General features: G+C 63.3%; 25 protein-coding genes and 1 tRNA gene. 14 read left to right on the top strand and 12 right to left on the bottom strand.

The window, feature by feature from the left end:
• Nucleotides 1-27 precede the first annotated feature (27 nt).
• The 3 genes from ACIPIJ_RS01450 to ACIPIJ_RS01440 all read right to left on the bottom strand — a co-directional run bounded on the left by ACIPIJ_RS01450 (nt 28) and on the right by ACIPIJ_RS01440 (nt 1,689).
• Nucleotides 28-588: a Smr/MutS family protein gene (locus tag ACIPIJ_RS01450; RefSeq protein WP_401072027.1), complete on the bottom strand. Its 561-nt coding sequence runs from the start codon at nt 586-588 to the stop codon at nt 28-30.
• A 100-nt stretch (nt 589-688) separates the two neighbouring features.
• Nucleotides 689-1,009: a hypothetical protein gene (locus ACIPIJ_RS01445; protein WP_401072025.1), complete on the bottom strand. Its 321-nt coding sequence runs from the start codon at nt 1,007-1,009 to the stop codon at nt 689-691.
• Between the two features lie 89 nt (nt 1,010-1,098).
• Nucleotides 1,099-1,689 (bottom strand): cysteine hydrolase family protein, encoded by a 591-nt coding sequence (locus tag ACIPIJ_RS01440; protein WP_401072023.1) that lies wholly within the window; start codon nt 1,687-1,689, stop codon nt 1,099-1,101.
• Between the two features lie 179 nt (nt 1,690-1,868).
• Between ACIPIJ_RS01440 and prmB the strand changes: the two genes are divergently transcribed.
• On the top strand, nt 1,869-2,777 hold the full coding sequence (prmB, locus tag ACIPIJ_RS01435; protein ID WP_401072021.1) for a 50S ribosomal protein L3 N(5)-glutamine methyltransferase: 909 nt from the start codon (nt 1,869-1,871) through the stop codon (nt 2,775-2,777).
• 36 nt (nt 2,778-2,813) lie between these two features.
• On the opposite strand, the gene ACIPIJ_RS01430 is transcribed toward prmB, so the two are convergent.
• Both ACIPIJ_RS01430 and ACIPIJ_RS01425 read right to left on the bottom strand, forming a co-directional pair.
• The gene (locus tag ACIPIJ_RS01430) at nt 2,814-3,602 is read right to left on the bottom strand and encodes a hypothetical protein (RefSeq protein ID WP_401072019.1); all 789 of its coding nucleotides are present in this window, start codon (nt 3,600-3,602) and stop codon (nt 2,814-2,816) included.
• Nucleotides 3,603-3,683: 81 nt separating this feature from the next.
• The gene (locus ACIPIJ_RS01425; RefSeq protein WP_401072017.1) at nt 3,684-4,646 is read right to left on the bottom strand and encodes an alpha/beta hydrolase; all 963 of its coding nucleotides are present in this window, start codon (nt 4,644-4,646) and stop codon (nt 3,684-3,686) included.
• Between the two features lie 142 nt (nt 4,647-4,788).
• Between ACIPIJ_RS01425 and aroC the strand changes: the two genes are divergently transcribed.
• The 3 genes from aroC to ACIPIJ_RS01410 all read left to right on the top strand — a co-directional run bounded on the left by aroC (nt 4,789) and on the right by ACIPIJ_RS01410 (nt 7,701).
• The gene (gene aroC, locus ACIPIJ_RS01420; protein ID WP_401072015.1) at nt 4,789-5,880 is read left to right on the top strand and encodes a chorismate synthase; all 1,092 of its coding nucleotides are present in this window, start codon (nt 4,789-4,791) and stop codon (nt 5,878-5,880) included.
• Nucleotides 5,881-6,010: 130 nt separating this feature from the next.
• Nucleotides 6,011-7,165 (top strand): MFS transporter, encoded by a 1,155-nt coding sequence (locus tag ACIPIJ_RS01415; protein ID WP_401072013.1) that lies wholly within the window; start codon nt 6,011-6,013, stop codon nt 7,163-7,165.
• Nucleotides 7,165-7,701: an oxidase gene (locus ACIPIJ_RS01410; RefSeq protein WP_401072011.1), complete on the top strand. Its 537-nt coding sequence runs from the start codon at nt 7,165-7,167 to the stop codon at nt 7,699-7,701. The genes ACIPIJ_RS01415 and ACIPIJ_RS01410 overlap by 1 nt, the downstream gene beginning before the upstream one ends.
• Before the next feature lie 117 nt (nt 7,702-7,818).
• On the opposite strand, the gene ACIPIJ_RS01405 is transcribed toward ACIPIJ_RS01410, so the two are convergent.
• On the bottom strand, nt 7,819-8,091 hold the full coding sequence (locus ACIPIJ_RS01405; RefSeq protein ID WP_033700646.1) for a DUF3509 domain-containing protein: 273 nt from the start codon (nt 8,089-8,091) through the stop codon (nt 7,819-7,821).
• 267 nt (nt 8,092-8,358) lie between these two features.
• On the opposite strand from ACIPIJ_RS01405, the gene ACIPIJ_RS01400 reads away from it, so the two are divergent.
• Together ACIPIJ_RS01400 and ACIPIJ_RS01395 are read left to right on the top strand one after the other, a co-directional pair.
• Nucleotides 8,359-8,883, top strand: coding sequence for an ankyrin repeat domain-containing protein (locus tag ACIPIJ_RS01400; protein WP_401072009.1), 525 nt, complete (start codon nt 8,359-8,361; stop codon nt 8,881-8,883).
• A 59-nt stretch (nt 8,884-8,942) separates the two neighbouring features.
• Entirely contained in the window at nt 8,943-9,473 is a 531-nt protein-coding gene (locus ACIPIJ_RS01395) for a hypothetical protein (protein WP_401072008.1), read from the top strand.
• A 73-nt stretch (nt 9,474-9,546) separates the two neighbouring features.
• Here ACIPIJ_RS01395 and ACIPIJ_RS01390 read toward each other — a convergent pair whose 3' ends face one another.
• On the bottom strand, nt 9,547-10,485 hold the full coding sequence (locus ACIPIJ_RS01390) for a ZIP family metal transporter (RefSeq protein ID WP_401072006.1): 939 nt from the start codon (nt 10,483-10,485) through the stop codon (nt 9,547-9,549).
• A 126-nt stretch (nt 10,486-10,611) separates the two neighbouring features.
• Between ACIPIJ_RS01390 and ACIPIJ_RS01385 the strand changes: the two genes are divergently transcribed.
• The 4 genes from ACIPIJ_RS01385 (at nt 10,612) to ACIPIJ_RS01370 (ending at nt 13,924) form a co-directional block, all read left to right on the top strand.
• Nucleotides 10,612-10,803 (top strand): PLDc N-terminal domain-containing protein, encoded by a 192-nt coding sequence (locus ACIPIJ_RS01385; RefSeq protein WP_401072004.1) that lies wholly within the window; start codon nt 10,612-10,614, stop codon nt 10,801-10,803.
• 189 nt (nt 10,804-10,992) lie between these two features.
• Nucleotides 10,993-13,047, top strand: coding sequence for an LTA synthase family protein (locus ACIPIJ_RS01380; RefSeq protein WP_401072002.1), 2,055 nt, complete (start codon nt 10,993-10,995; stop codon nt 13,045-13,047).
• A 134-nt stretch (nt 13,048-13,181) separates the two neighbouring features.
• Nucleotides 13,182-13,418 carry a hypothetical protein gene (locus tag ACIPIJ_RS01375; RefSeq protein ID WP_401072000.1) on the top strand — a complete coding sequence of 79 codons (237 nt, stop codon included), beginning with the start codon at nt 13,182-13,184 and terminating at the stop codon, nt 13,416-13,418.
• 176 nt (nt 13,419-13,594) lie between these two features.
• On the top strand, nt 13,595-13,924 hold the full coding sequence (locus ACIPIJ_RS01370; RefSeq protein ID WP_401071998.1) for a ribonuclease E inhibitor RraB: 330 nt from the start codon (nt 13,595-13,597) through the stop codon (nt 13,922-13,924).
• A 115-nt stretch (nt 13,925-14,039) separates the two neighbouring features.
• Here ACIPIJ_RS01370 and ACIPIJ_RS01365 read toward each other — a convergent pair whose 3' ends face one another.
• Entirely contained in the window at nt 14,040-14,840 is an 801-nt protein-coding gene (locus ACIPIJ_RS01365; protein WP_401071996.1) for a c-type cytochrome, read from the bottom strand.
• Between the two features lie 527 nt (nt 14,841-15,367).
• Here ACIPIJ_RS01365 and ACIPIJ_RS01360 point away from each other — a divergent pair.
• Entirely contained in the window at nt 15,368-16,102 is a 735-nt protein-coding gene (locus ACIPIJ_RS01360; RefSeq protein WP_401071994.1) for an amidotransferase, read from the top strand.
• Nucleotides 16,103-16,156: 54 nt separating this feature from the next.
• On the opposite strand, the gene ACIPIJ_RS01355 is transcribed toward ACIPIJ_RS01360, so the two are convergent.
• The 3 genes from ACIPIJ_RS01355 to ACIPIJ_RS01345 form a co-directional block, all read right to left on the bottom strand.
• The gene (locus ACIPIJ_RS01355; RefSeq protein WP_401071992.1) at nt 16,157-17,128 is read right to left on the bottom strand and encodes a magnesium and cobalt transport protein CorA; all 972 of its coding nucleotides are present in this window, start codon (nt 17,126-17,128) and stop codon (nt 16,157-16,159) included.
• A gap of 63 nt (nt 17,129-17,191) precedes the next feature.
• Nucleotides 17,192-17,911 carry a lysophospholipid acyltransferase family protein gene (locus tag ACIPIJ_RS01350; RefSeq protein ID WP_401071990.1) on the bottom strand — a complete coding sequence of 240 codons (720 nt, stop codon included), beginning with the start codon at nt 17,909-17,911 and terminating at the stop codon, nt 17,192-17,194.
• Between the two features lie 171 nt (nt 17,912-18,082).
• Nucleotides 18,083-18,772, bottom strand: coding sequence for a crotonase/enoyl-CoA hydratase family protein (locus ACIPIJ_RS01345; protein WP_401071988.1), 690 nt, complete (start codon nt 18,770-18,772; stop codon nt 18,083-18,085).
• Between the two features lie 290 nt (nt 18,773-19,062).
• On the opposite strand from ACIPIJ_RS01345, the gene ACIPIJ_RS01340 reads away from it, so the two are divergent.
• The 3 genes from ACIPIJ_RS01340 (at nt 19,063) to ACIPIJ_RS01330 (ending at nt 21,103) form a co-directional block, all read left to right on the top strand.
• Nucleotides 19,063-19,152: transfer RNA gene (locus ACIPIJ_RS01340), tRNA-Ser, on the top strand.
• 138 nt (nt 19,153-19,290) lie between these two features.
• Nucleotides 19,291-20,166, top strand: coding sequence for a carboxylate/amino acid/amine transporter (locus tag ACIPIJ_RS01335; RefSeq protein WP_401071986.1), 876 nt, complete (start codon nt 19,291-19,293; stop codon nt 20,164-20,166).
• Nucleotide 20,167: 1 nt separating this feature from the next.
• Nucleotides 20,168-21,103: an AEC family transporter gene (locus tag ACIPIJ_RS01330; protein WP_401071984.1), complete on the top strand. Its 936-nt coding sequence runs from the start codon at nt 20,168-20,170 to the stop codon at nt 21,101-21,103.
• A gap of 32 nt (nt 21,104-21,135) precedes the next feature.
• Here the strand turns inward: ACIPIJ_RS01330 and ACIPIJ_RS01325 are convergent, their stop codons facing one another.
• Entirely contained in the window at nt 21,136-22,437 is a 1,302-nt protein-coding gene (locus tag ACIPIJ_RS01325; RefSeq protein WP_401071982.1) for a mechanosensitive ion channel family protein, read from the bottom strand.
• Between the last annotated feature and the right edge of the window lie 30 nt (nt 22,438-22,467).

Here is a 22,467-nt window from a genome sequence, read left to right as displayed (position 1 = left end):
GGCAAAGCTCACGCTGCAAGCGCGGCGTTACTCGTCGCGGCCTTCCATCATGGTTCGTTTGAGCATCACGTACACCGCGCCGGTGCCACCGTGGCGGGCCTGGCAAGAGGTGAAACCGAGCACCTGCGCGTGCTGGCGCAGCCAAGTATTGACGTGGCTCTTGATCATCGGGCGCTTGCCGTCGATGCGTGCGGCCTTGCCATGGGTCACGCGCACGCAGCGCACTTCCAGCTTGGTGGCTTCGGCGATGAAGGCCCACAGGGTCTCGCGGGCCTTCTCCACGCTCATGCCATGCAGGTCGAGGCTGCCCTCGAACGCGATCTGGCCGACTTTGAGCTTGCGAATCTGGCTTTCCTGCACGCCGTCGCGGCGCCACATCAGCTCGTCTTCCGCACCCACGTCGATGACGAACTGGTCGGAGAGACCGTCGATCACCAGCGCCTGGTCGCTGCGCACGGTCGCCGCCTGGCGCAGACCGGCCAGTTGCTTGCGGTCGGCCTTGGGTTTGCCGACCTCGGCCCGGTCGTGCTTGATCGGCTTGACGCCGCGCACCTCGGCAGTGAACAGGGAAAAATCGTCGTCTTGCATGATGCCTCCACGTGGGCGGCGTAGTTTACCCGAGAGGCGGTTGGCGTGCAGCCTTGTGTCGCTTGTACCCCGCCAAGTCGAGGCAACTCAGCCGTAGGCTTCAGTCATGCTTCTTCATCAGGTGCGGCGACAGGCTCAATTCCCGCCCGCGGCGCAGGCGAATGCGGCTGCGTCGCCAGAAGCGCACGCCCAGGTACAGCAGCAGCAACCCGAGGACGGTGAGGATGCTGGAAAGCGGGCGATTGCTATTGAGTTCGGCCAGGGCCGGGTAATTACCGAGCAGCCCGGCAAAGCCGGCCATGGCCAGTAGCACACCGAGGGTGGCCAGCAGGGCCGACAGGCCGGCGGCCAAGCGGGCACCCCAGTTGCGCGGTTCGCGCTGGCGCAGGCGCTTGGCGTCGAAACTGCCTTTGAGCTTCATTCCGATTTCCTCTGTGGATATCCGGAATTGGACCTGTGGCCAACCCTTGGGTTCCGCCCGGCTGCCGGGCGGTCGTCAATGCACCAGGCTCAGATCAGGCTGGCGGTCGGTGCGACACAGGCGAAATTGTCGGCCATCACGGCCATTTCACATGCGTGGATCTGCGCGGCGGGAATCACCCGGTCTTTCAGGGCCAGGTCGCGGGTTGCCGAGGCGTCTTCCACCAACGTGCAACGATAACCATAGTCCTTGGCACGCCGCACGGTGGTGCTGACGCTGGAATGGCTCATGAACCCGCAGACGATGAGGTCCAGGTGCCCCAGTTCCTGCAGGGTTTCGTGCAGCTTGGTGTTCTTGAAGGCGTTGGGCATGCGCTTTTCGATGATGATTTCACCCTCGCGCGGCTCCAGCCCCGGGATGAATTCCCCCGCGGCGCCCTGGGGGTCGAAGCGACCGCCGACGGTGCCGAGGTGGCGGACGTGGATGATCGGACGGCCGGCCTTGCGGGCGGCGTCGAGCAACCTGGCGATGTTGGCCACGGCCTCGTCCATGCCCGACAGCGCGAGCGGACCACTCAGGTACTCTTTTTGCGCATCGATGACGATCAGGCTGGCTTGGCTCAGCTTGGCCGGCGGGTAGTCGCGGCCAGTGAGGCGGAACATCGTGGTTGGAACGGACATCAATGGCTCCTTGGAAGGGCTTTTGTATACCTATTCTCCCTTGCCTTGACGCCAATGGGAATGGTTGACATCGCATCCAGCGTAGTTACTGGCCTGTGGCTACCCGCCGGGCGATCCGCGGCAACAAATGTGCGGTGCGGGCTGTTAGACTTTTGTACGGTCTGAATTAGGAGTACCCCGTGATCACATCTCGTCTGCGCACGCTGCGCGACCACATCCGCTGGGCGGTCAGCCGCTTCCATGAGCACGAGCTGTTTTTCGGCCATGGTGCCGATAATGCCTGGGATGAAGCCCGCCTGCTGGTGCTGGGCGCTGTGCACTTGCCGTGGGAGGTGGCCGACAGCTACCTGGACTGCCAGCTGGAAGACGATGAGCGCGTACGCCTGCAGCACCTGCTCAAGCGCCGCATCGAAGACCGTGTACCGACCGCCTACCTGTTGGGTGAGGCCTGGTTCTGTGGCATGTCATTCATTGTCGATGAGCGCGTGTTGGTGCCGCGCTCGCCGATCGGTGAGTTGATCGAGAAGCGCTTCGAACCGTGGCTGGCCAACGAGCCGGCGCGTATTCTCGACCTGTGCACCGGTTCCGGTTGCATCGGGATCGTCGCTGCCGAGGTGTTCCCCGAGGCCGAGGTGGTGCTGGCCGACCTGTCCTTCGACGCCCTTGAAGTGGCCAACCAGAACATCGAGCGCCACGGCCTCGACGCGCGCGTGTTCACCGTGCAGGGCGACGGCTTCGCTGGCCTGCCGGGGCAGCGTTTCGACCTGATCCTGTCCAACCCGCCGTATGTCGATGCCGAGGATTTCGGCGACATGCCGGCCGAGTATCACCACGAACCGGAGATGGGCCTGGCCTGCGGCAACGATGGCCTGGACCTGGTGCGGCGCATGCTTGCCGAAGCGGCCGAGCACCTGACCGACAAAGGCCTGCTGATTGTCGAAGTGGGCAATAGCCAGGTGCATGTCGAGGCGCTCTACCCCGAGGTGGATTTTGCCTGGCTGGAGTTCGAGCGTGGCGGCCATGGCGTGTTTATGCTGACGGCGGAGCAGTGCCGGCAGCACCACGAGCTGTTCAAGGCACGGGTTTGATCGATACCTTGGGGCCGCCTGCGCGGCCCCGGGTTTCTAGCGAGTGGCAATCCAGATCAACAGGCCCGCCTGAAAGACTGCAAACGCCACCAGGCAGGTGATGGTAAAGCGCAATCCGCTGTCCTCGCGTCGGTACTTGGCCACCCGCTCATCGCGCTCGCGCAGTTGCGCGTCCTTCTCCAACAGGTTTTGCTCGGCCTGCTGCAGCATCCCGGCGGCCTCGAGGATGTCCACCCGCTGCACTTTCTCGCTGTTCCAGCCGCCCTTGAGCTGGCCGACCGTGGCCTCGACCGTGCGGCCTTTGAGGTGCTGCGGGTCGGCGTACTCGACGTCGATGCCCGTTGCGGCGAGGAACCGGTCACGGCGCAGGCGCGTGTCTTCGTTCAGCGCATCCTTGTTCGCCAGCGCCATTCCTTCGACCCGGTAGTGCGACCACTTGCGCTGCAGCCACTGCACGGCCTGGGCCATCATGTAACGGCCGATGCCACGGTTCAGCGGTTCCAGTTGCAGGCCGCTATCGCTGCCCACGGTGACCCGCCGCTCGGCGTGATCGACACGTACATCCAAGCGGTTTTGTTCCTTGCGCACTTTTTGCCCAGGCAGGCGGATTTCCATGCGCAACAAGCTGTGCGCCTTGTCGTGGCGCTCGGCATGGCCGAACTCGACGAAGCGCAGCGGCCGTGCGCCGCTGTTGCGGTCGGTGGGCAGCGGCGCCAGGCGCAGCAGTTGGAAGTGTTCGACAGCGAGGTCGGCCCACGGCAGCTCGGCGCTGTCCGGGGCTTGCGGCTCTTCGGCCGGCTCTACGGCGACGGGGGCATCGGTCATCAAGGCGTTCTCAAATACTGGCCAATACCGAGCGTATCGGCCGTATCAGCCAGGACCTGAGGCCATTGTGCGGCGATCTCCTCAGGCGGAGGGCAACTGATGAATGAAGGTGACCACGCGCTCACCCAGCTCACGAGCCAGCGGCAGCTCCGGGTTGAGGTAGCTGTCACGTTGCGCCTGCATGGCCTTGGGGCTGATGCGCAGCATGTGGTTCATGCCGTCGATCAGCACCAGCTGGGCGTCCGGCTTGGCGGCCTTGAGGCGCTCGGCATCGGCCACGTCGACCTGTATGTCGTTGCGGCCCTGGACGATCAGCGCCGGTATCGCCAGGCGGGCGAAGGCTTGTGCCGGGTTTTGCTGGAACAGCGAAATCAGGTAGGGCTGCACGCTGGGGCGAAACACCTGACGCAGGGGCGCCGGTACGTCGAGGGTGGTCTGCCCGGCCTGCAGGCGGTCGAGCAGGGCGCTGCCACGGGCCAGTTGCGCTGGCGGCATGCGTTGCGCCAGCTGTTCGCGCAGCACGTCCGCCATCGGCCGGCCGCTGCCGGCCAGGGTGATGACCGCGCTGGCGCCGGCTTGTTCGGCGGCCAGGCTGGCGATCAGTGCACCTTCGCTGTGGCCGACCAGGATCAGCGGGCCGAAGCGCGGGTCGGCCTTGAGCTTGCGGCTCCAGGCCACCACATCGGCAACGTAGCGCTCGACGCTGAGGTCGCGTTCATCGGGTGTGGCCGGCTGGCTGGCGGCCACGCCGCGTTTGTCGTAACGCACACTGGCGATGTGCTCGTTGGCCAGCAGCAAGGCCAGGCGCTTGAGGTTGTCGATACGCCCCGAAGCCGGGTTGTTGCCATCGCGGTCGGTGGGGCCGGAGCCGGCGATGATCAACACCACCGGCGGCGGGGTGGCCTGTTGCGGCAACAGCAGGCTGCCGTGCAGCACGCCCTGGCCGGTATCGAGGTCAATGGGGCGTTGCAGGACGGTAGGCGCGGCGGCCTGGGCCAGGCCGGTACACAGCAGGAAGAGGAAGGCGACAAGGCGCGACATCATGCGGTACTACTTGGGGAGATGACGGTTTGACCCAGTGTGTGCGGGAAGGTTCGCCAAACAGGCCCGCACGGGCGAGCAACCCGCATGAAATTTTCCGTATACTGGCCGCCTCGTTCACTTCAGGCAGACTCGCGGAGCGTCCATGTCCGGCAATACCTACGGCAAGCTGTTCACTGTCACCACCGCTGGCGAAAGCCATGGCCCGGCGTTGGTCGCCATTGTTGATGGCTGCCCACCGGGTCTGGAGATCTCCCTGGCCGACCTGCAGCATGACCTCGACCGGCGCAAGCCGGGGACCAGCCGGCATACCACCCAGCGCCAGGAACCCGACGAAGTGGAGATCCTCTCCGGCGTGTTCGAAGGCCGCACCACCGGCTGCTCCATCGGCCTGCTGATCCGCAACACCGACCAGAAGTCCAAGGACTATTCGGCGATCAAGGACCTGTTCCGCCCAGCCCACGCCGACTATACCTACCACCACAAGTACGGCGAGCGTGACTACCGCGGCGGTGGTCGCAGCTCGGCCCGCGAAACTGCCATGCGCGTGGCGGCCGGTGCAATCGCCAAGAAGTACCTGGCCACCCAGGGCATCCAGGTGCGTGGCTACATGAGCCAGCTGGGCCCGATCGAAATCCCGTTCAAGACTTGGGATTCGGTGGAAGAAAACGCTTTCTTCAGCCCTGACCCGGCCAAGGTACCGGAGCTGGAGGCCTACATGGACCAGCTGCGCCGTGACCAGGATTCGGTCGGGGCGAAGATCACCGTAGTCGCCGAAGGCGTGATGCCAGGCCTGGGCGAGCCGATCTTCGACCGCCTCGACGCCGAGCTTGCCCATGCGCTGATGAGCATCAACGCGGTCAAGGGCGTGGAAATCGGCGCCGGTTTCGCCAGCATCGCCCAGCGCGGCACCGAGCACCGCGACGAGATGACCCCGGAAGGTTTCCTCAGCAACAATGCGGGTGGCATTCTCGGTGGCATCAGCTCTGGCCAGCCGATCGTCGCCCACCTGGCGCTGAAGCCGACCTCGAGCATCACCGTGCCGGGCCGCTCGATCGACGTCGACGGCAACCCGGTCGACGTGATCACCAAGGGCCGTCACGACCCGTGCGTGGGTATTCGCGCCACACCGATCGCCGAGGCGATGATGGCCATTGTGCTGATGGATCACCTGCTGCGTCACCGTGGCCAGAATGCCGAGGTGAAGGTCGGTACTCCGGTACTGCGCCAGCTCTGATTTGTCGGTAGCGGCCCCCGCGCGGGGCAAGCCCGCTCCCACAGGTGCCTCACCCACTTCATGACGGGGCCTGTGGGGGCGGGTTCGTCCCGCGAAGAGGCCGGTGCAGGCCCCCACTAAGGCCCATTTCATGCCCCCAATCCCTTACTGGCGCCTGTCCAGTTTCTACCTCTTCTACTTCGCGTTGCTAGGTTCCACGGCCCCCTTCCTGGCCCTGTACTTCGACCACCTCGGCTTCTCCCCGGCACGCATCGGCGAACTGGTGGCCATCCCCATGCTGATGCGCTGCATCGCCCCGAACCTGTGGGGCTGGCTGGGTGACCGCAGTGGCCAACGGCTACTGATCGTACGCCTGGGCGCGCTGTCGACCCTGGCCACCTTCTCGCTGATCTTCTTTGGCAAGAGCTACGCCTGGCTGGCGCTGGTCATGGCCTTGCATGCCTTCTTCTGGCACGCGGTGCTGCCGCAGTTCGAGGTCATCACCCTGGCCCACCTGCATGGCCAGACGGCGCGCTACAGCCAGGTGCGGCTGTGGGGCTCGATCGGTTTCATCCTGACCGTGGTCGGGCTGGGCCGCCTGTTCGAATGGCTGAGCCTGGATATCTACCCGGTCGCCTTGGTGACCATCATGGCCGGCATCGTCGCCGCCAGCCTGTGGGTGCCCAACGCCCAACCGGTGGAGCAGGGCGAGCGTCGCGGGGCGGATGGCTTCCTGCGCCAGCTGATGGCCCCTGGGGTCGTGGCCTTCTATGCCTGCGTGGCCTTGATGCAGCTCAGCCACGGGCCGTATTACACCTTCCTTACCTTGCACCTGGAGCACCTGGGCTACAGCCGTGGTGCCATCGGCCTTTTGTGGGCGCTGGGGGTGGTGGCCGAAGTGCTGATGTTCATGGCCATGAGCCGGATCTTCGCGCGCTTCAGCGTGCAGCAGGTGCTGATGGTGAGCTTCCTGCTGGCCGCATTGCGCTGGCTGCTGCTGGGCTACCTGGCGGACCAGCCGGGTGTGCTGATTTTCGCCCAGTTGCTGCACGCGGCCACGTTTGGCTGCTTCCATGCCGCGTCCATCGCCTTCGTCCAGGCCAGCTTCGGCGCCCGCCAGCAGGGCCAGGGCCAGGCGTTGTATGCGGCATTGTCGGGCACCGGCGGGGCGCTGGGGGCCTTGTACTCGGGCTACAGCTGGAACCTGCTGGGGCCGACCTTCACCTTTGGTATGGCCAGTGCCGCAGCACTCGCGGCAGCCGTTATCATTGCTACTCGTTCGAAATCGATCAGGACCCGCCGCTGATGAGCATCCTCTGTGTTTTCCACCCGTCCAGCCCGGCTTTGCCAAACAAGGTGCTGACCCATCACGACGATATAGCTGCAACCTTGGCCGAGCAGGGCGTGCGTTTTGCCCACGCCCCGGTCGAGCTGCGCGTGCGGCCAGGTAGCAGCCATGACGAGGTGCTGGAAGCCAGTCGTGCCTACTTGGACCAACTCATGACTGGCCACGCCAGCATGGCTTTCGCCGTGCTCAACCGCGACGGTGCGCAACCTGCACAGGTCGACCTGCGCGATGAGCATGTGCATGACGCTGAAGAAGTCTTTGCCGTAGTGACAGGCCGCGCCCAGGTTGGGCTGCGTTTGGGTGAGTCTGTCTATACGGTGTTGTGCGAGAAGGGCGACCAACTGGTAATACCGGCAGGGAGCCGGCGCTGGGTTGACTTGGGCGACAACCCGTTTTGCCTGGCGCTGCGCCTGTTTGCCAGTGAGCAAGGTCTGCAAGCGAGGTTTACAGGTGATGAAACGGCTCGCGCGTTTGCAGGCATCGACGAGCTCTAGTGTCCGCTCCGGCCCCGCCTGGGCAAGCCCGCGCCTACAAGTACCCCGCCATCCCTATGGGCAATGCAGTACCTGTGGAAGCGGTTTTGCCCGCGCGGGGGCCGGTGCAGACAAACGTTAGCGGTAAGTCGGCAGGGCAAACCGCTGCTGGCTCTGCAGCATGGTGATCACTGGCAATTCACTGGCTTGCTCGGCCAGGTCACGGCGGATGGCGCTGATCGCCCAGGACAGCTGCTCGGCACTGTGCAGTTGCCCGTAGGTCAGCACGCGGCGGGTGACCTTGCCGTCAGCGGCGCGCAGGGTCAGCAGGACACCGCCATCGGGGCGAGGCTGGGTGGCGACCTGGTAGGCCGAAAACACCGAGACGAACTTTTCCTGGATGAGGTCCATATCAACTCCTGACTGTTGTGTGGGCAGACGTGAGTTGTAGGTTGCAGTGACCGTGCCAATCTTGGTTTGTTGGAAAATCCCTTTTAAATCAGGTATTTGAAAGCTTGTTGCTGAGGTGGGGTCGTGCAGGCTGCATGGTCGTGCATTTTGCACAGTGCATTTTGCACGAGCCAGGCAGTCGCTATCGGCTTGATAGATTATGAACCTTTGACCGGTCGTGCTTGCCTGACGAACACTTGGGCAATCTTTTCTGCCAGGAGGTTCCAGATGTCCGATCAACCCGCACCTGCCGCCATGTCCGATGACGAAACTGCGGCATTCGCCGAACAGGTCTTCGAGCGTGCCCGCCAGGGCGACGCCGAGATGCTCGGGCGGCTGCTGGCCAGCGGCTTGCCGGCCAACCTGCGCAACCACAAGGGCGACACGCTGTTAATGCTGGCCAGCTACCACGGCCGCCATGAGGCGGTTCGCGTGCTGTTGGCCGGGGGCGCAGACCCATTGATCGCCAACGACAACGGTCAGTTGCCGATCGCTGGCGCGGCGTTCAAGGGTGACCTGGCAATGATCCGCCTATTGCTGGAAAACGGCGTACCGGTGGACGCCGCCGCTCAGGACGGGCGTACCGCGCTGATGCTCGCGGCGATGTTCAACCGCAGCGAGATCCTTGACTACCTGTTGGCCCAAGGCGCCGACCCGGCGCGGCAGGATGCACGCGGCGCCAACGCGCTGATGGCCGCGCAGACCATGGGGGCAGCCGACACCGCAGCGCGCCTGCAGGCGCTGGTCGGCTAACAGCTTGGGGGCGTTTGCGGCTATCCTTGGCGACTTTTCACCCGCCGCAGGCCCCCTTCATGAAAAACCAGTTGCTCGAATTCATCAGCCTCATCGCCGCCGGCTGCATGCGCGATGAAGACATCGAGCGCATCGCCGACGAGGCCGCCCAGGCCTACGCCGACCCCGCCGCCTTCCTCGCCGCCAACCCGGACATCAACTACGACGACAGCTTCCCGATCCCGCTGGGTGAGTGGGTAGTGCTCGGCAGCCTGCCAGACACCGTGGTGTTTCAGGCCGACAGCTACCAGGAGCTGTTCCAGCAGATCAGCGATTCGTTCGACAAGAGCGTGCCGTTCACCCTCAAGCCCAAACAGCTGGCCCGTACCGAGCCGCTGACAGCGCTGAACCGCATCCAGGTGCAGATGGGCGCGCTGAACAAAGAGGCCGGTGGTTATGTGCTGCTCAACTTCAGCCAGTTGCTCGATGACGAGCTGCAGGTGGTGATGGTTGGCCAGAACGACCTGGCGCGGGTGCTGGAGTTGGGGGGAGAGCTGGGGATCAAGGTCGAGCCGGCCTTGGAGGCGTTGAAGGTCGCGGTTCACATTTGATGGGGTCGGGGGTGTGTACCGGCCTCTTCACGGGGCAAGCCCGCCAAGAGGCCAGCACAGACGACCCATGGCTTCAGCCAAGCGCGGTGTCCAGAAACATCATCACCGCAAACCCGCCCATCAAGCCCAGGGTCGCCGCCGTCTGGTGGCCATTGCGATGAGTCTCGGGGATCACTTCGTGGGATACCACGAAGATCATCGCCCCCGCCGCCAGCCCCATGCTGATCGGGTAGGCCAGGGCAAAACCGGTGGAAATGCCCAGGCCGATCACCGCGCCCAGCGGCTCCATCAAGCCTGAACCGATCGCCACCAGCGCCGCCTTGAAGTTCGACAACCCCGTTGCTCGCAAGGCCAGGGCCACGGCCAACCCTTCAGGGATGTCCTGGATGGCGATGGCGCTGGTCAGCGGCAAGCCGATGTTCATGTCGCCATTGGCAAAGCTCACGCCAATCGCCATGCCTTCAGGCAGGTTATGCAACGTGATCGCCAGCACGAACAACCACACCCGGCTGATGCGTTCGGCCTCGGGGCCGCAGGGGCCGGTGCTTTCATGTTCGTGCGGGGTAAAGCGGTCGAGGCCGAGCATCAGCAATACGCCCAGGCCCATCCCCAGCACCACGGTAAAGGCTGCGGCCGGGCCGTTGCCGGTAATTTCGCGGGCCGCGTCGAGCCCCGGCAAGATCAACGAAAACGAACTGGCGGCGAGCATCATGCCGGCGGCAAAGCCGAGCATCACGTCCTGGCTGCGCCCGCTGACATCGCGCAGCACCACGGCCAGCACCGCGCCCAGCGCCGTGGCGCCGAAGCCGGACAAGCCGCCGAGCAGCGCCAGGTGCAGGTTGTCGGCATGGTCGCCATTGATGGCGTTCCAGAAACTCGCCGCCAGCAGCACGATGACTGCCAGCAGGCTCACGCCCAGGCCCGCGCTGAGCCATGGGGTGTTCACCGCCTGTTGCCGCCAGGCGCTCAACAAGGAGGGCGGGGCGGTGCTTTGGGTGTGGGCAGGGGACATGCGAACCTCGAATCGATGGATACCGGCAGTTTATCCAGTGACCTGCATGGGGGGCCAAGGATTCCCTTCTATCGACGTGATAGCTGACTAAGCTGTGCAGCATGCACATTCAACGGGGGTTTTGGCATGGGCTCCACATTCAACGGCCTGGTTGGCCTGATCATTCTGGCCCTGGATATCTGGGCGATCCTCAATGTGATCAAGAGTAGTAGCGAAGTGGGTATCAAAGTGCTGTGGATCCTGTTGATCGCCCTGCTGCCGGTGATCGGGCTGGTGATCTGGGCGATTGCGGGGCCGCGAGGCAACGTACGGCTCTGAAAAGACCATTGCAGACAAAATCAGCAACAGCTCCGTGACAAAATTTTCACATTGGTTTAAACAGAATCCGCACCCGCACAATGCTGCTGGTCTAGGGATTGTACGAACAGCCGCCGCGCAGGCACTTTCGTACAAGGCCTGGCACCGGCGCCATCCCCGCAAACACGCAATCCTAGGACCTCCCCATTCATGGCTAACACGGATGCCTTGAAGCAACAGGGCGCGCGAGCTTTCACGCCGACCTTGAAATCGCACCTGGCCTATACGCTGCTCAGCGGCCTGGTGATCATGTTGATGCTCAGCCTGGTGCGCCTGGCGCTGCTGGTCTACAACAGCGACATGATCGGCGACACCCCTTATTCGACGGTCGCCGAAGGCTTCCTCAACGGTTTGCGCTTCGACCTGCGGGTGGTGGTGTACCTGAGCATTCCTCTGCTGCTGGCTATCCTGAGCCCTTGGGCCATGGCCCAGCGCGGTCTGTTTCGCTTCTGGCTGACCATCACCTCGAGCGTGGTGATGTTCCTCGGCCTGATGGAGATGGACTTCTACCGCGAGTTCCACCAGCGCCTCAATGGCCTGGTCTTCCAGTACATCAAGGAAGACCCGAAGACCGTCATGAGCATGCTCTGGTACGGCTTCCCGGTAGTCCGCTACCTGCTGGCCTGGATGTTCGGCACCTGGCTGCTTAGCCTGCTGTTCAAGGGCATCGACCGCCTCACCCGTGGTGATGGCCAGCAAACCGTTGCCCCCTGGTACAACCGCCTGGCGGTGTTCATGGTGATCCTGCTGGTGGCCGTGGTCGCCGCGCGTGGCACCCTGCGCCAGGGCCCGCCGATGCGTTGGGGGGATGCCTTCACCACTGATTCCAACTTCGTCAACCAGCTGGGCCTGAACGGTACCCTGACCCTGATCGACGCCGCCAAGAGCCGCTTCGGCGAGGACCGCGCCAATATCTGGAAGCCGGTACTGGAGCAGAACCTGGCCACGCAGACCGTGCGTGAACAGCTGCTGACCCCGCACGACACGCTGGTCGATGCCGACGAGGCCGCGATCCGCCGTGACTTCGTGCCGCCGGCCGAGCGTACCCTGCCGATCAAGAACGTCGTGGTGATCCTCATGGAAAGCTTCGCCGGCCACTCGGTAGGCGCCCTGGGCAGCCCGAACAACATCACCCCTTACTTCGACAAGCTGGCTAAAGAAGGGCTGCTGTTCGACCGTTTCTTCTCCAACGGCACCCATACCCACCAGGGCATGTTCGCCACCATGGCCTGCTTCCCCAACTTGCCGGGCTTCGAATACCTGATGCAGACCCCGGAAGGCGGCCACAAGCTGTCCGGCCTGCCAGCGCTGCTGAGCGCCCGCGACTACGACGATGTCTACGTCTACAACGGCGATTTCGCCTGGGACAACCAGTCCGGGTTCTTCGGCAACCAGGGCATGACCACCTTCATCGGCCGTAACGACTTCGTCAACCCGGTGTTCTCCGACCCCACCTGGGGGGTGTCCGACCAGGACATGTTCGACCGTGGCAACGAAGAGCTGGCCAAGCACGATGGCAAGAAGCCGATCTACGCGCTGCTGCAGACCCTGTCCAACCACACGCCATATGCGCTGCCCAAAGACCTGCCGGTCGAGAAGGTCACCGGCCAGGGCCGCCTGGACGAGCACCTGACCGCCATGCGCTATTCCGACTGGGCGCTGGGCCAGTTCTTCGAGAAGGCGCGTAAAGAGCCTTACTTCAAGGACACCTTGTTCGTCATTGTCGGCGACCACGGCTTCGGCAACCACCAGCAGGTCACCGAGCTCGACCTGGGCCGCTTCAACGTGCCGCTGTTGCTGATCGCGCCGGGTATCCAGGAGAAGTTCGGTGCGGTCAACCACACCGTCGGTACCCAGGTCGACATCGTGCCGACCATCATGGGCCGCCTCGGTGGCCAGGCGCGCCACCAGTGCTGGGGCCGCGACCTGCTCAACCTGCCTGAAGGCGACCAGGGCGTGGGCATGATCAAGCCATCGGGCAGCGAGCAGATCGTTGGCCTGGTACAGGGTGACCGCATCCTCATCGAGTCCAAGGACATGACCCCGCGCATGTACCGCTACCAGCTGGGCAGCGAGTTCAAGGCCGAGCTGATCGAGAGCCCGGACCAGCCGGAGATGCTCAAGACACTCGAAGCGTACATCCAGACGGCGACCAAGAGCCTGCTGGATAACACGGCCGGCGTCGTGCACGGCACGCCGAAGTAAGCCGAAGTGAACCGAAGAGGGGCCGCCAAGCGGCCCCTCTCTACTTGCGGCAACTGACTGAACAAATCCCCCCGCCCACGGTCAAGCAATTACAGGCATCACACCCGATGTTCTCTGCTTGAGAGGGCTATTCGATGAAAGAGTGGGAAGTCATCTTTGCCGATCAGAAAGGCGAGCCAACCACGCTGTTGTTGCACGCGGAGCAGTGCCCAAGCGAGGAGGAGGCGGCCCGCGCCATTCGTTCGCACCTGTTTCCGGTCATGGACGAGCTGGACCTCAACGACTTCCAGGACCGCGCCCCATCCCCCACCGCACGCTGGCTCAAGGAGCAGAACGGCGTGATCATCACCCGCATTCAAGAAGCTTCCTGACCCGCAGGTTGGCGTGGTGCCCTGGCAGGCACTACGCTGGTGGGAGGTGTTGGCCTGTTCTGCGGGGCTGCACCTGTTTCCATTCGCGTCTTGCATCAGCTCGATCTGACCGGCCATGCCGGCGGGTGCGTAGTGCACGGAAAGTCTATCCATAGCGTTATTCAGGAGGACGATTCATGAGCAGCCACGACGATATCAGCAGCAATGTCCTGCGCCAGATGAAAGCTGGCGGGTTCGACTTCAGCCAGATCCATCCCATCGAGTTCTACGCAGTATTTCCAGATGAAGCCGGCGCGCGACGCGCGGCCGGGCAGTTTCGCGGCGAGTCGCTCAATGCTCAGGTGCGTGAACGGGATGATGGTGTGTGGCACCTGGAACTGAGCAAGATCATGTATGCCACCTACGGTGGTATCGGTGATTTCGAAGAAACGTTCGAGCAGGTCGTTTCACCCTATGGCGGTGAGGTAGAGGGGTGGGGCGTCAAGCAAGAGCGGCCGATTGCCTGAAACCTCAGCGGTGTTCTTTTCGCGGGTTAACCCGCGCCCACAGGTACAGCTCAGGCCTAGAGTGCTGGGGTGTAGCTGTGGGAGCAGTTTGCCTGCGAGAAGGGTGCAATCTTTTTCAAGGCTTGCGCCCAGCCATGTGCCCCAGATAAGCCAGCAACGCATCCAGTTCCTGCTCACTCAGCACGCTTTCTGCAAACCCGGGCATCCGCGCCTGTGGCCACTGTCGCAGGCTCTGCGGGTCGCGAATGTACTGGCGCAAGAACGTCGGCTGAAAATACTCGGTCGGGTTATGCGGCACATTCAGGTCCGGCCCGAATTGTGCGTCGCCTGCGCCGTTGAGCCGGTGGCAGGCCATGCAGTTCTGCTGAAAGAGGGCAAAGCCCTGGCGAATGGGGGTATCGGCCGGGAGCTTCGGGTCCGGTAGCAGTGCCGGGAAGCGCTGTTCGACGGAAGCCAGGCGGCGGAGGGTGCTGATCTGAAATGGCCATTGCTCGGGGCGAATGCCGCTCGCCTGAGGGTCAGTCCACACCAGGTAGAATGGCCCTGCGCTTGGCTTGCCTTTGCCCAATGCCGGCCACGGCGTGGCAGGATCCTCAATGGCCAGCCACGCACGTGCAGGGCCATCCTGCAGCAGCGGCACGGCGGGCATTTCGGCAGCGAAGCCGTCCAGCGCAACCGCTTGTAAATGATCATCCGCCTGGATGCCTTGCAGCAGCGTGGCGAGGGGGACCGCGCGATAACGCATGGGCCGCTTGTAGGATACGTCGTGGTCAATGCTGATATCGCGCGCCTGCGGCAGGCTCAGCAGCTCGGCGCTGTCCCACTGCCGCGCTGTGCCGCCGAGTTCCAGGTGCAGTTGCGCCGCCGACAGCGGCAGGCTGAAGAGGAGTGCTAGCAGGGCAAAACAATGGCGCATGGGTAATCTCCGGCCGTCATGGCCGGCAGGTTACCTGTGCATTGCCCTTGAAGGCCACAACCACTGTTACCCGAACAAACGTGTGAGGTTCGGCAGTATCAGCAGCAAAGTCGTGGCGAATAAAATGAGCCCAGCTTGGCGAAGTTTCGATTGTCTGAACATGGCGGACCGCCTTCTTGTTGTTATTCCTGAATACCCGTTGGCTTCCCTGTCGCGCTTCGGGTCGATCACCGTGGCGTGCATCACGCCCGTACTGCTTGCCTCGTTGAATTCGATATACAACCAACAGTAGGGTGAACGTCATCCCTGTTTGAGAACGGTTTGTTCTAAAAGCCTAGTTGAACAATTTCGATCTGCTATGAGGCCATGGGCCAGCCCGCTGGCACGCTCTGGCTAGACAGCGGCGTATCCCTTGGTCGCAAGCCGACAAAATGTGACCGTTCGTCAGTACAGCCTACTTGCTTGTACGTGCCTTTCGCGGCAGTCTCTACAGCAGATTCCCACTCATGTCGTTCAGGACTATCCCTATGTCGTTACGCATCTGCATCCTTGAAACCGATGTCCTGCGACCGGAGTTGACCGCGCAGTACCAGGGCTACGGAAGGATGTTCGAGCAGCTCTTCTCGCGGCAGCCGATCGCAGCCGAGTTTTGTGTGTACAACGTGATGAACGGCGACTATCCCGCCGACGACCAGCGGTTTGACGCCTACCTGGTTACCGGCAGCAAGGCTGACTCGTTCGGCACCGATGCGTGGATCCAGACCCTCAAGGCGTATTTGCTCAAGCTGTATGAGCGTGGCGAGAAGCTGCTGGGTGTGTGCTTTGGTCACCAGTTGCTGGCCTTGACCCTCGGCGGCAAGGCCGAACGCGCCGACAAGGGCTGGGGCGTGGGCATTCATCGCTATTCGCTGGCGGCGCATGCGCCGTGGATGGACCCGGAGGTTTCCGAGCTGACATTGCTGATCAGCCACCAGGACCAGGTGACCGAGCTGCCCGAAGGCGCCACGGTGATCGCGTCGAGTGATTTCTGCCCGAATGCGGCGTACCACATTCGCGATCAGGTGTTGTGCTTCCAGGGGCACCCGGAGTTTGTCCACGACTACTCACGGGCGCTGCTCGATGCGCGCCAGGAGTATCTGGGGGACGAGGTTTACCACAACGCGGTGGCGAGCCTGGCCACCGAGCACCAGGGTGACTTGGTCGGCAAGTGGATGATGCGTTTCGTCCAGCAGCCGACCAAAGTCAACGACAGCGCGGCCTGACTTCAAGGGGCTGCGCTGCAGCCCGCAAATGGGCCGCGAAGCGGCCCTGTCAACCTAAAGCCAGCCGGAACGCTTGAAGCTGGCATAAAGCCCGGCGCATCCCAAGCCGATCACCCCCAGCACGCCGAAATAACCGTAATGCCAGCCCAACTCTGGCATGTTCTGGAAGTTCATCCCGTATATCCCGGCAATCGCCGTGGGGAAGGCCAGTATCGCCGCCCAGGCCGCGAACTTGCGCTGCACGATGCTCTGCCGCGACGACTCCAGCAGCATGCCGATCTCGATGGTCTGGCTGGCAATGTCGCGGATCCCCGCCAGGTCCTCCATCTGCCGCGTCACGTGAATCTGCACGTCGCGAAAATACGGGCGCATGTTCTTGTCGATGAACGGGAAACTCAGGCGCTGCAGTTCCTCGCTGACTTCCACCATCGGCGCCACGTAGCGGCGCAGGCGCAGGATGTCGCGGCGCAGGCTGTGCAGGCGGCGAATGTCCTCATCCAGCAGCGAGCCGCTGAGCACGCTCTGTTCCAGTTCCTCGATCTCGCCATGGATGGCTTCGCTGACGGGCTGGTAGTTTTCGGTGACGAAGTCGAGCAATGCGTAGAGCACGAAGTCTTCACCGTGCTCCAGCAGCAATGGGCGCGCCTCGCAGCGTTGGCGCACCAGGGCATAGGATTTCGAGTGGCCGTTGCGGCAGGTGATGATGTAGCCGTTGCCGGCGAAGATGTGGGTTTCGATGAATTCCAGCTTGCCTTCATGGCGCACCGGCGAATAGGTGACGATGAACAGCGCGTCGCCGAAGGTTTCAAGCTTGGGCCGGCTGTGCTTCTCCAGCGCGTCCTCGATGGCCAGCTCGTGCAGGTTGAATTGGCACTGCAGGTTGGCCAGCTCCTCGGCGTTGGGCTCTTCCAGGCCGATCCAGACGAAATGCCCCGGCTTGCGCGCCCACTCGCTGCCCTCGTCGATGCTGATATTGGTGACCTTTCTGCCGGCGCTGTATACCGCCGATGCCACGACTCGACCCATGGTTATCCACTTGTTCGGTTGCACACGGGATACAGCTTGGGCTGTCTGGAGCAGGAGGGCAACCTAGTGGCTGGCCAACTCACCTTCCATGCGGTCGATGCACTGTTGCATCTGCCCGCGGCACTGCTCTATCAATGCCGGCAGGTCCTGCAGGGTCATCCCGGCCGTGGCGATCGGTGGCAGTGAGCGCACCAGCACCGTGCGCTGGCGCCAGCGGTTAAGGCTCAGGCGCTTGGCATAGCGGCTGACGCACACCGGCACGATCGGCACGCCTGCCTCGATGGCCATGTGGAAGGCGCCTTTCTTGAAGGCCAGCAAGTGTTCTGCGGGGTTACGGGTGCCCTCCGGGAAGACCCAGATCGAGGTGTCGTCACGCAGGGTGTGGGTGGTCACCTGCATCGCCCTACGCGCCTGGTAGGCGTTCTTGCGGTCGATCAGCACATTGCCGCCAAGCCAGAACAGTTGCCCGAACAGCGGTATCCAGCCGAGGCTCTTCTTGCCAATGGCCACGGTGCGTTGTGGCACCACGCGGCCGAGAATGAACAGGTCGAAGTTGGACTGGTGATTGGCGACTATGACGCAGCCAGGGGGCAGGTCCCACAGCGGGCCGACTTCGGCCTTGACCTTGATGCCCATCAGCCAGGTGGCCGGTAGGCTGTAGAGGCGGGCGAAGACGCGGCTGTTGTCGCGGTTGAAGGGGCGCAGCAGGCCGATCAGCAGGCCAATAACCCCAACCAGCAGAAAGTGCAGCGCCAGCAGGAGCATGCGAAGGCAGTAAAGCATGGTACGACTCACACCAGACGGTGCGGTGCAGTGTACGGTTGTGCACTGTGTTGGGCAAACCCAGGTCTGAGGTGTGTCCGCTGGCCCCATCGCCGGCAAGCCGGCTCCCACAGGGCCGAGGGCAACGGTACCCCTGTAGGAGCCGGCTTGCCGGCGATGGGGCCGGTCAGGTCAGCCCATATGCTCCTGGTCCAGCTCGATGGCCTTATCCAGAACATCCAGCAGCCCCTTGCGCACCTTCAGCTTGGTGTTCTTGTGCGCCAGCATGTTCAGCTTCTTCAACTCACGCGCAGCAGCCAGGGCGGCTTCCTGCAATTGCTCGGCCGGGACCACCTTGTCGAGGAAGCCGGCGTCCACCGCGCCGTGCGGGTCGAAGATTTCGGCATTGTTCACCGAGCGCTGGAACGCCGCGCGGCTCAGGCGGTCGCGGGCCAGTTCGATGCCTGCATGGTGCATGGTCATGCCGATCTGCACTTCGTTCAGGCAGATCTTGTAAGGCCCTTCGACGCCGATGCGATAGTCGGCCGACAGCAACAGGAAGGCACCCTTGGCCACCGCGTTGCCGGGGCAGGCGACGATTACCGGGAACGGGTGCGAGAGCAGGCGCCGGGCCAGGGTGGAGCCGGCGGTGACCAGGCTGACCGCTTCCTTGGGGCCGGCCGTCATCACTTTGAGGTCGTAGCCGCCGGACAGGATGCCCGGCTGGCCGGTGATGATCACCACGGCGCGTTCCTCCTTGGCACGGTCGAGGGCGGCGTTGAAGGCGGTGATGACATCCGGCGAGATGGCGTTGACCTTGCCGTTGTTCAGGGTCAGGGTGGCGATGCCGTCTTCGGCATGGTAGGTAATCAGCTCGCTCATGACAGAGTCCTTTAGGGGGCGTGGCGATGAAGTTACCCAGCGCCGCAGGCCAGGTAAAGGAGCAAGGCTGACCGGCCAGTCAGCGTCAGGGCGCCATGCCTTGCGCTGCCAGGGCAGGGCCAGGGCTGGCAGTAAAAGCGCAGGCGAGATTGGCAGCATTGCCCTGCCGGCCTCGACTTTTCAGTGGGTTGGCTTAAATGCATGAAAAAACTGAAAAAAATACTTGCCAAGGAAAAGCTCTTCCACTAAATTAGCGCGCCTCGACAGGGTGAATGCCTTGAAGAGAAAACGGTGAAGTGTCCGAGTGGTCGAAGGAGCACGCCTGGAAAGTGTGTATACGAGAAATCGTATCAAGGGTTCAAATCCCTTCTTCACCGCCACATTCTGCGAAGAGCCCCCGAGCTGAAAAGTTCGGGGGCTTTTTGTTTTTCTGCCCGTCGTACTCCCCACATTCCTCATGGTTGAACTCATCCGCCGCAACCCGCTAAGGTCGCCGCCTTGATTCACGAGAGGCAACCATGGGCTACCTGATAATCGTCGCGCTGATCCAGGCGTTTTCCTTCAGCTTGATCGGTGAATACCTGGCCGGGCATGTCGACAGCTACTTTGCCGTGTTGGCGCGGGTGCTGCTGGCGGGCCTGGTGTTCTTGCCGCTGACCCGCTGGCGCCAGGTCGAGCCGCGTTTCTTGCGCTCGATGCTGCTGATCGGCGCGCTGCAGTACGGCATAACCTACGTCTGCCTTTACTTGAGCTTCCGCGTGCTGACGGTGCCTGAGGTGCTGCTGTTCACCATCCTCACGCCGCTGCACGTGACCCTGATCGAAGATGCCCTGAACCGGCGCTTCAACCCGTGGGCCTTGCTCGCCGCCCTGGTCGCGGTCGCCGGCGCGGCGGTGATCCGCTTCGACAGTATCAGTGGCGACTTCTTCATCGGTTTCCTGCTGCTGCAGCTGGCCAACTTCACCTACGCTGCCGGCCAGGTGCTGTACCGCCACCTGGTCGCCCGACACCCCAGTGACCTGCCGCACTACAAGCGCTTCGGCTACTTCTACCTGGGCGCGTTGATCGTCGTACTGCCGGCCTTCCTGCTGTTCGGCAATGCCCAGCACCTGCCGAGTACCGAGGTGCAATGGCTGGTGCTGCTGTTCCTCGGGCTGTGCCCTACGGCGCTGGGCCTGTACTGGTGGAACAAGGGCGCGTGCCTGGTTTCCGGTGGCACGCTGGCGGTGATGAACAACCTCCATGTGCCGGTGGGGCTGCTGCTCAACCTGCTGATCTGGAACCAGCACGAGCCACTGGGGCGGCTCTTCATCGGTGGTGCAATCATCCTGGGCTCAGTATGGCTCAGCCGCCTGGGCAACCGCGCCGAAGCACCACTGACCGGCAAGGCTTGATATGCATACCATCTTCGTCATCGTCGCGCCGATCTTTGCCCTGATCCTGGTCGGTTACCTGTGCCGCCGGACCAACAAGCTCGGCGACAAGGCCGCTGCCGAAATCAACAAGATGGTGGTCTGGCTGTGCCTGCCGGCGTTGCTGTTCAAGGTCACGGCCACTGCGACCTGGAGCGAGGTCTGGCACCCGGGCTTCATTGTGGCGTTTGGCGCAGGGGCGCTGGCGATGTTCGTGGTGACGCTAAGCTGGCGCCTGTACAGCGGTCATGGGCTGGTCGCGGCAAGTATCGATGGGCTCAGCGCGGGGTACGCCAACACGGGCTATATCGGTATCCCGCTGTGCCTGCTGCTGTTCGGTCAGCCAGGGCTGCAGCCGGCGCTGATTTCGTCGCTGATCGTGGTCTGCCTGGTTTTCGCCATTTCACTGACGCTGATCGAGATCGGCCTGCAGGAGGAGCGTCAGATCGGCCGCGCGATGTGGGTGGTGAGCAAGGCGCTGGCGAAGAACCCGCTGGTGATATCGCCGCTTTTAGGCGCCGCCTGGGCCATGTCCGGGTTGGGCCTGGCGGAACCGGTGATGCACCTGCTCGACATGCTGGCCCTGGCCACCACGCCATGTGCGTTGGTGTCGCTGGGGGCGTTTCTTGCAGAGAAGCGAACCGCCGTTCAGGCCAGCCCGTGGCCGCTGGTGGCGTTGAAGCTGGTGGGGCAACCGGCGTTGACCTGGGTGTTGGCGTTCAAGGTGTTCAGCCTGCCGACCCTGTGGGCGGCGTCTGCGGTACTGCTGGCAGCGCTACCGACCGGGACCGGGCCGTTCATGCTGGCGGAGTATTACAACCGGGAGGCGGGGCTGATCTCGCGCACCATCCTGCTCTCGACAGTGGCTTCGCTGGTGACCTTGACCGGGTTGTTGTACTTGCTGGGTTACGCGGGGTGATCTGTAGGGGCCGCAAAGCGGCCCCGGCACTCTCAAGCTTCGCTCAGCTCTTCCAAACGATGTGGTACCGGCTCTGGGGTCGCGCGCCCCGCCAGGCCCACTCGCATGTCATTGCCGCTCGGCTGCTGATACAGGCTCAACCCAAACTCCGGCAACACCGCCAGCAGGTAATCGAAGATATCCCCCTGAATCCGCTCGTACTCCGCCCACACCGTGGTGGTGGTGAAGCAGTAGATCTCCAGCGGCACGCCCTCGGCGCCGGTCTGCATCTGCCGGACCATGCAGGTCATGTTCTGGTGCACATTGGGGTGGTTTCTCAGGTAGGCCAGGGCAAAGGCGCGGAAGGTGCCGATGTTGGTCAGCTTGCGGCGGTTGGCCGAAAGCTCTGCCACCGGGCCCAGCGCCTCGTTCCAGGCCTGCAGTTCCTGGCGCTTGCCGGCCAGGTAGTCGCCCAGCAGCTTGACCTGGCTCAGGCGCTGTTCTTCCTCGCGGGTCAGAAACCGCACCCCCGCCGCATCGATGAACAGGCTGCGCTTGATCCGTCGCCCGCCCGATTGCTGCATGCCGCGGTAGTTGCGGAACGACTCGCTCATCAGGCGCCAGGTGGGGATGGAGACGATGGTCTTGTCGAAGTTCTGCACCTTGACCGTGTGCAGGGTGATGTCCACCACATCGCCGTCGGCACCGACCTGGGGCATCTCGATCCAGTCGCCGACGTGCAGCATGTCGTTGCTGGTGAGTTGTACGCTGGCGACGAACGACAGCAGGGTGTCCTTGTACACCAACAGCAGCACCGCCGACATCGCACCGAGGCCCGACAGCAGTAACAGCGGCGAGCGGTCGATCAGGGTGGCGACGATGACGATGGAGGCGAAGATCCACAGCATCATCTTGGTCAGTTGCACGTAGCCTTTGATCGAGCGGGTGCGGGCGTGCTCGGTGCGCGCGTAGATATCCAGCAAGCCATCGAGCAGGCACGACAGCGCCAGGGTCATGAACAGCAGGGTAAAGGCCAGCGCGACATTGCCGAGGAAGTGCTGTGCGGTGTCGGACAGCTCCGGCACCAGTTTCAGGCCGAACTGGATGACCAGCGACGGCGTGGTCTGTGCCAGGCGGTGGAACACCTTGTTGTGGCGCAGGTCGTCGAGCCATTTGAGCGCCTGCTGGCGCGCCAGCAGGCGGGTGGCGTGCAGCACCAGAAAGCGCGCCAGGCGCCCGATGACCAGGGAAATCAGCAGCAGCACGGCGAGGCCGATGGCGGCGTGGAGCATAGGGTGTTGGTCGAGGGTGCCCCACAGGTCGAGGCTGTCACGCCAGATTTTTTGCATATCCATGAGCTTCAAAGCGGTCTTTGCTTGGGAAAC

This window comes from Pseudomonas sp. NPDC087185 (assembly GCF_044744955.1).
Taxonomy (GTDB): Bacteria; Pseudomonadota; Gammaproteobacteria; order Pseudomonadales; family Pseudomonadaceae; genus Aquipseudomonas.
Note: the sequence above shows the minus strand (reverse complement) of the source record. Positions and strands in the feature narration are given on the sequence as shown.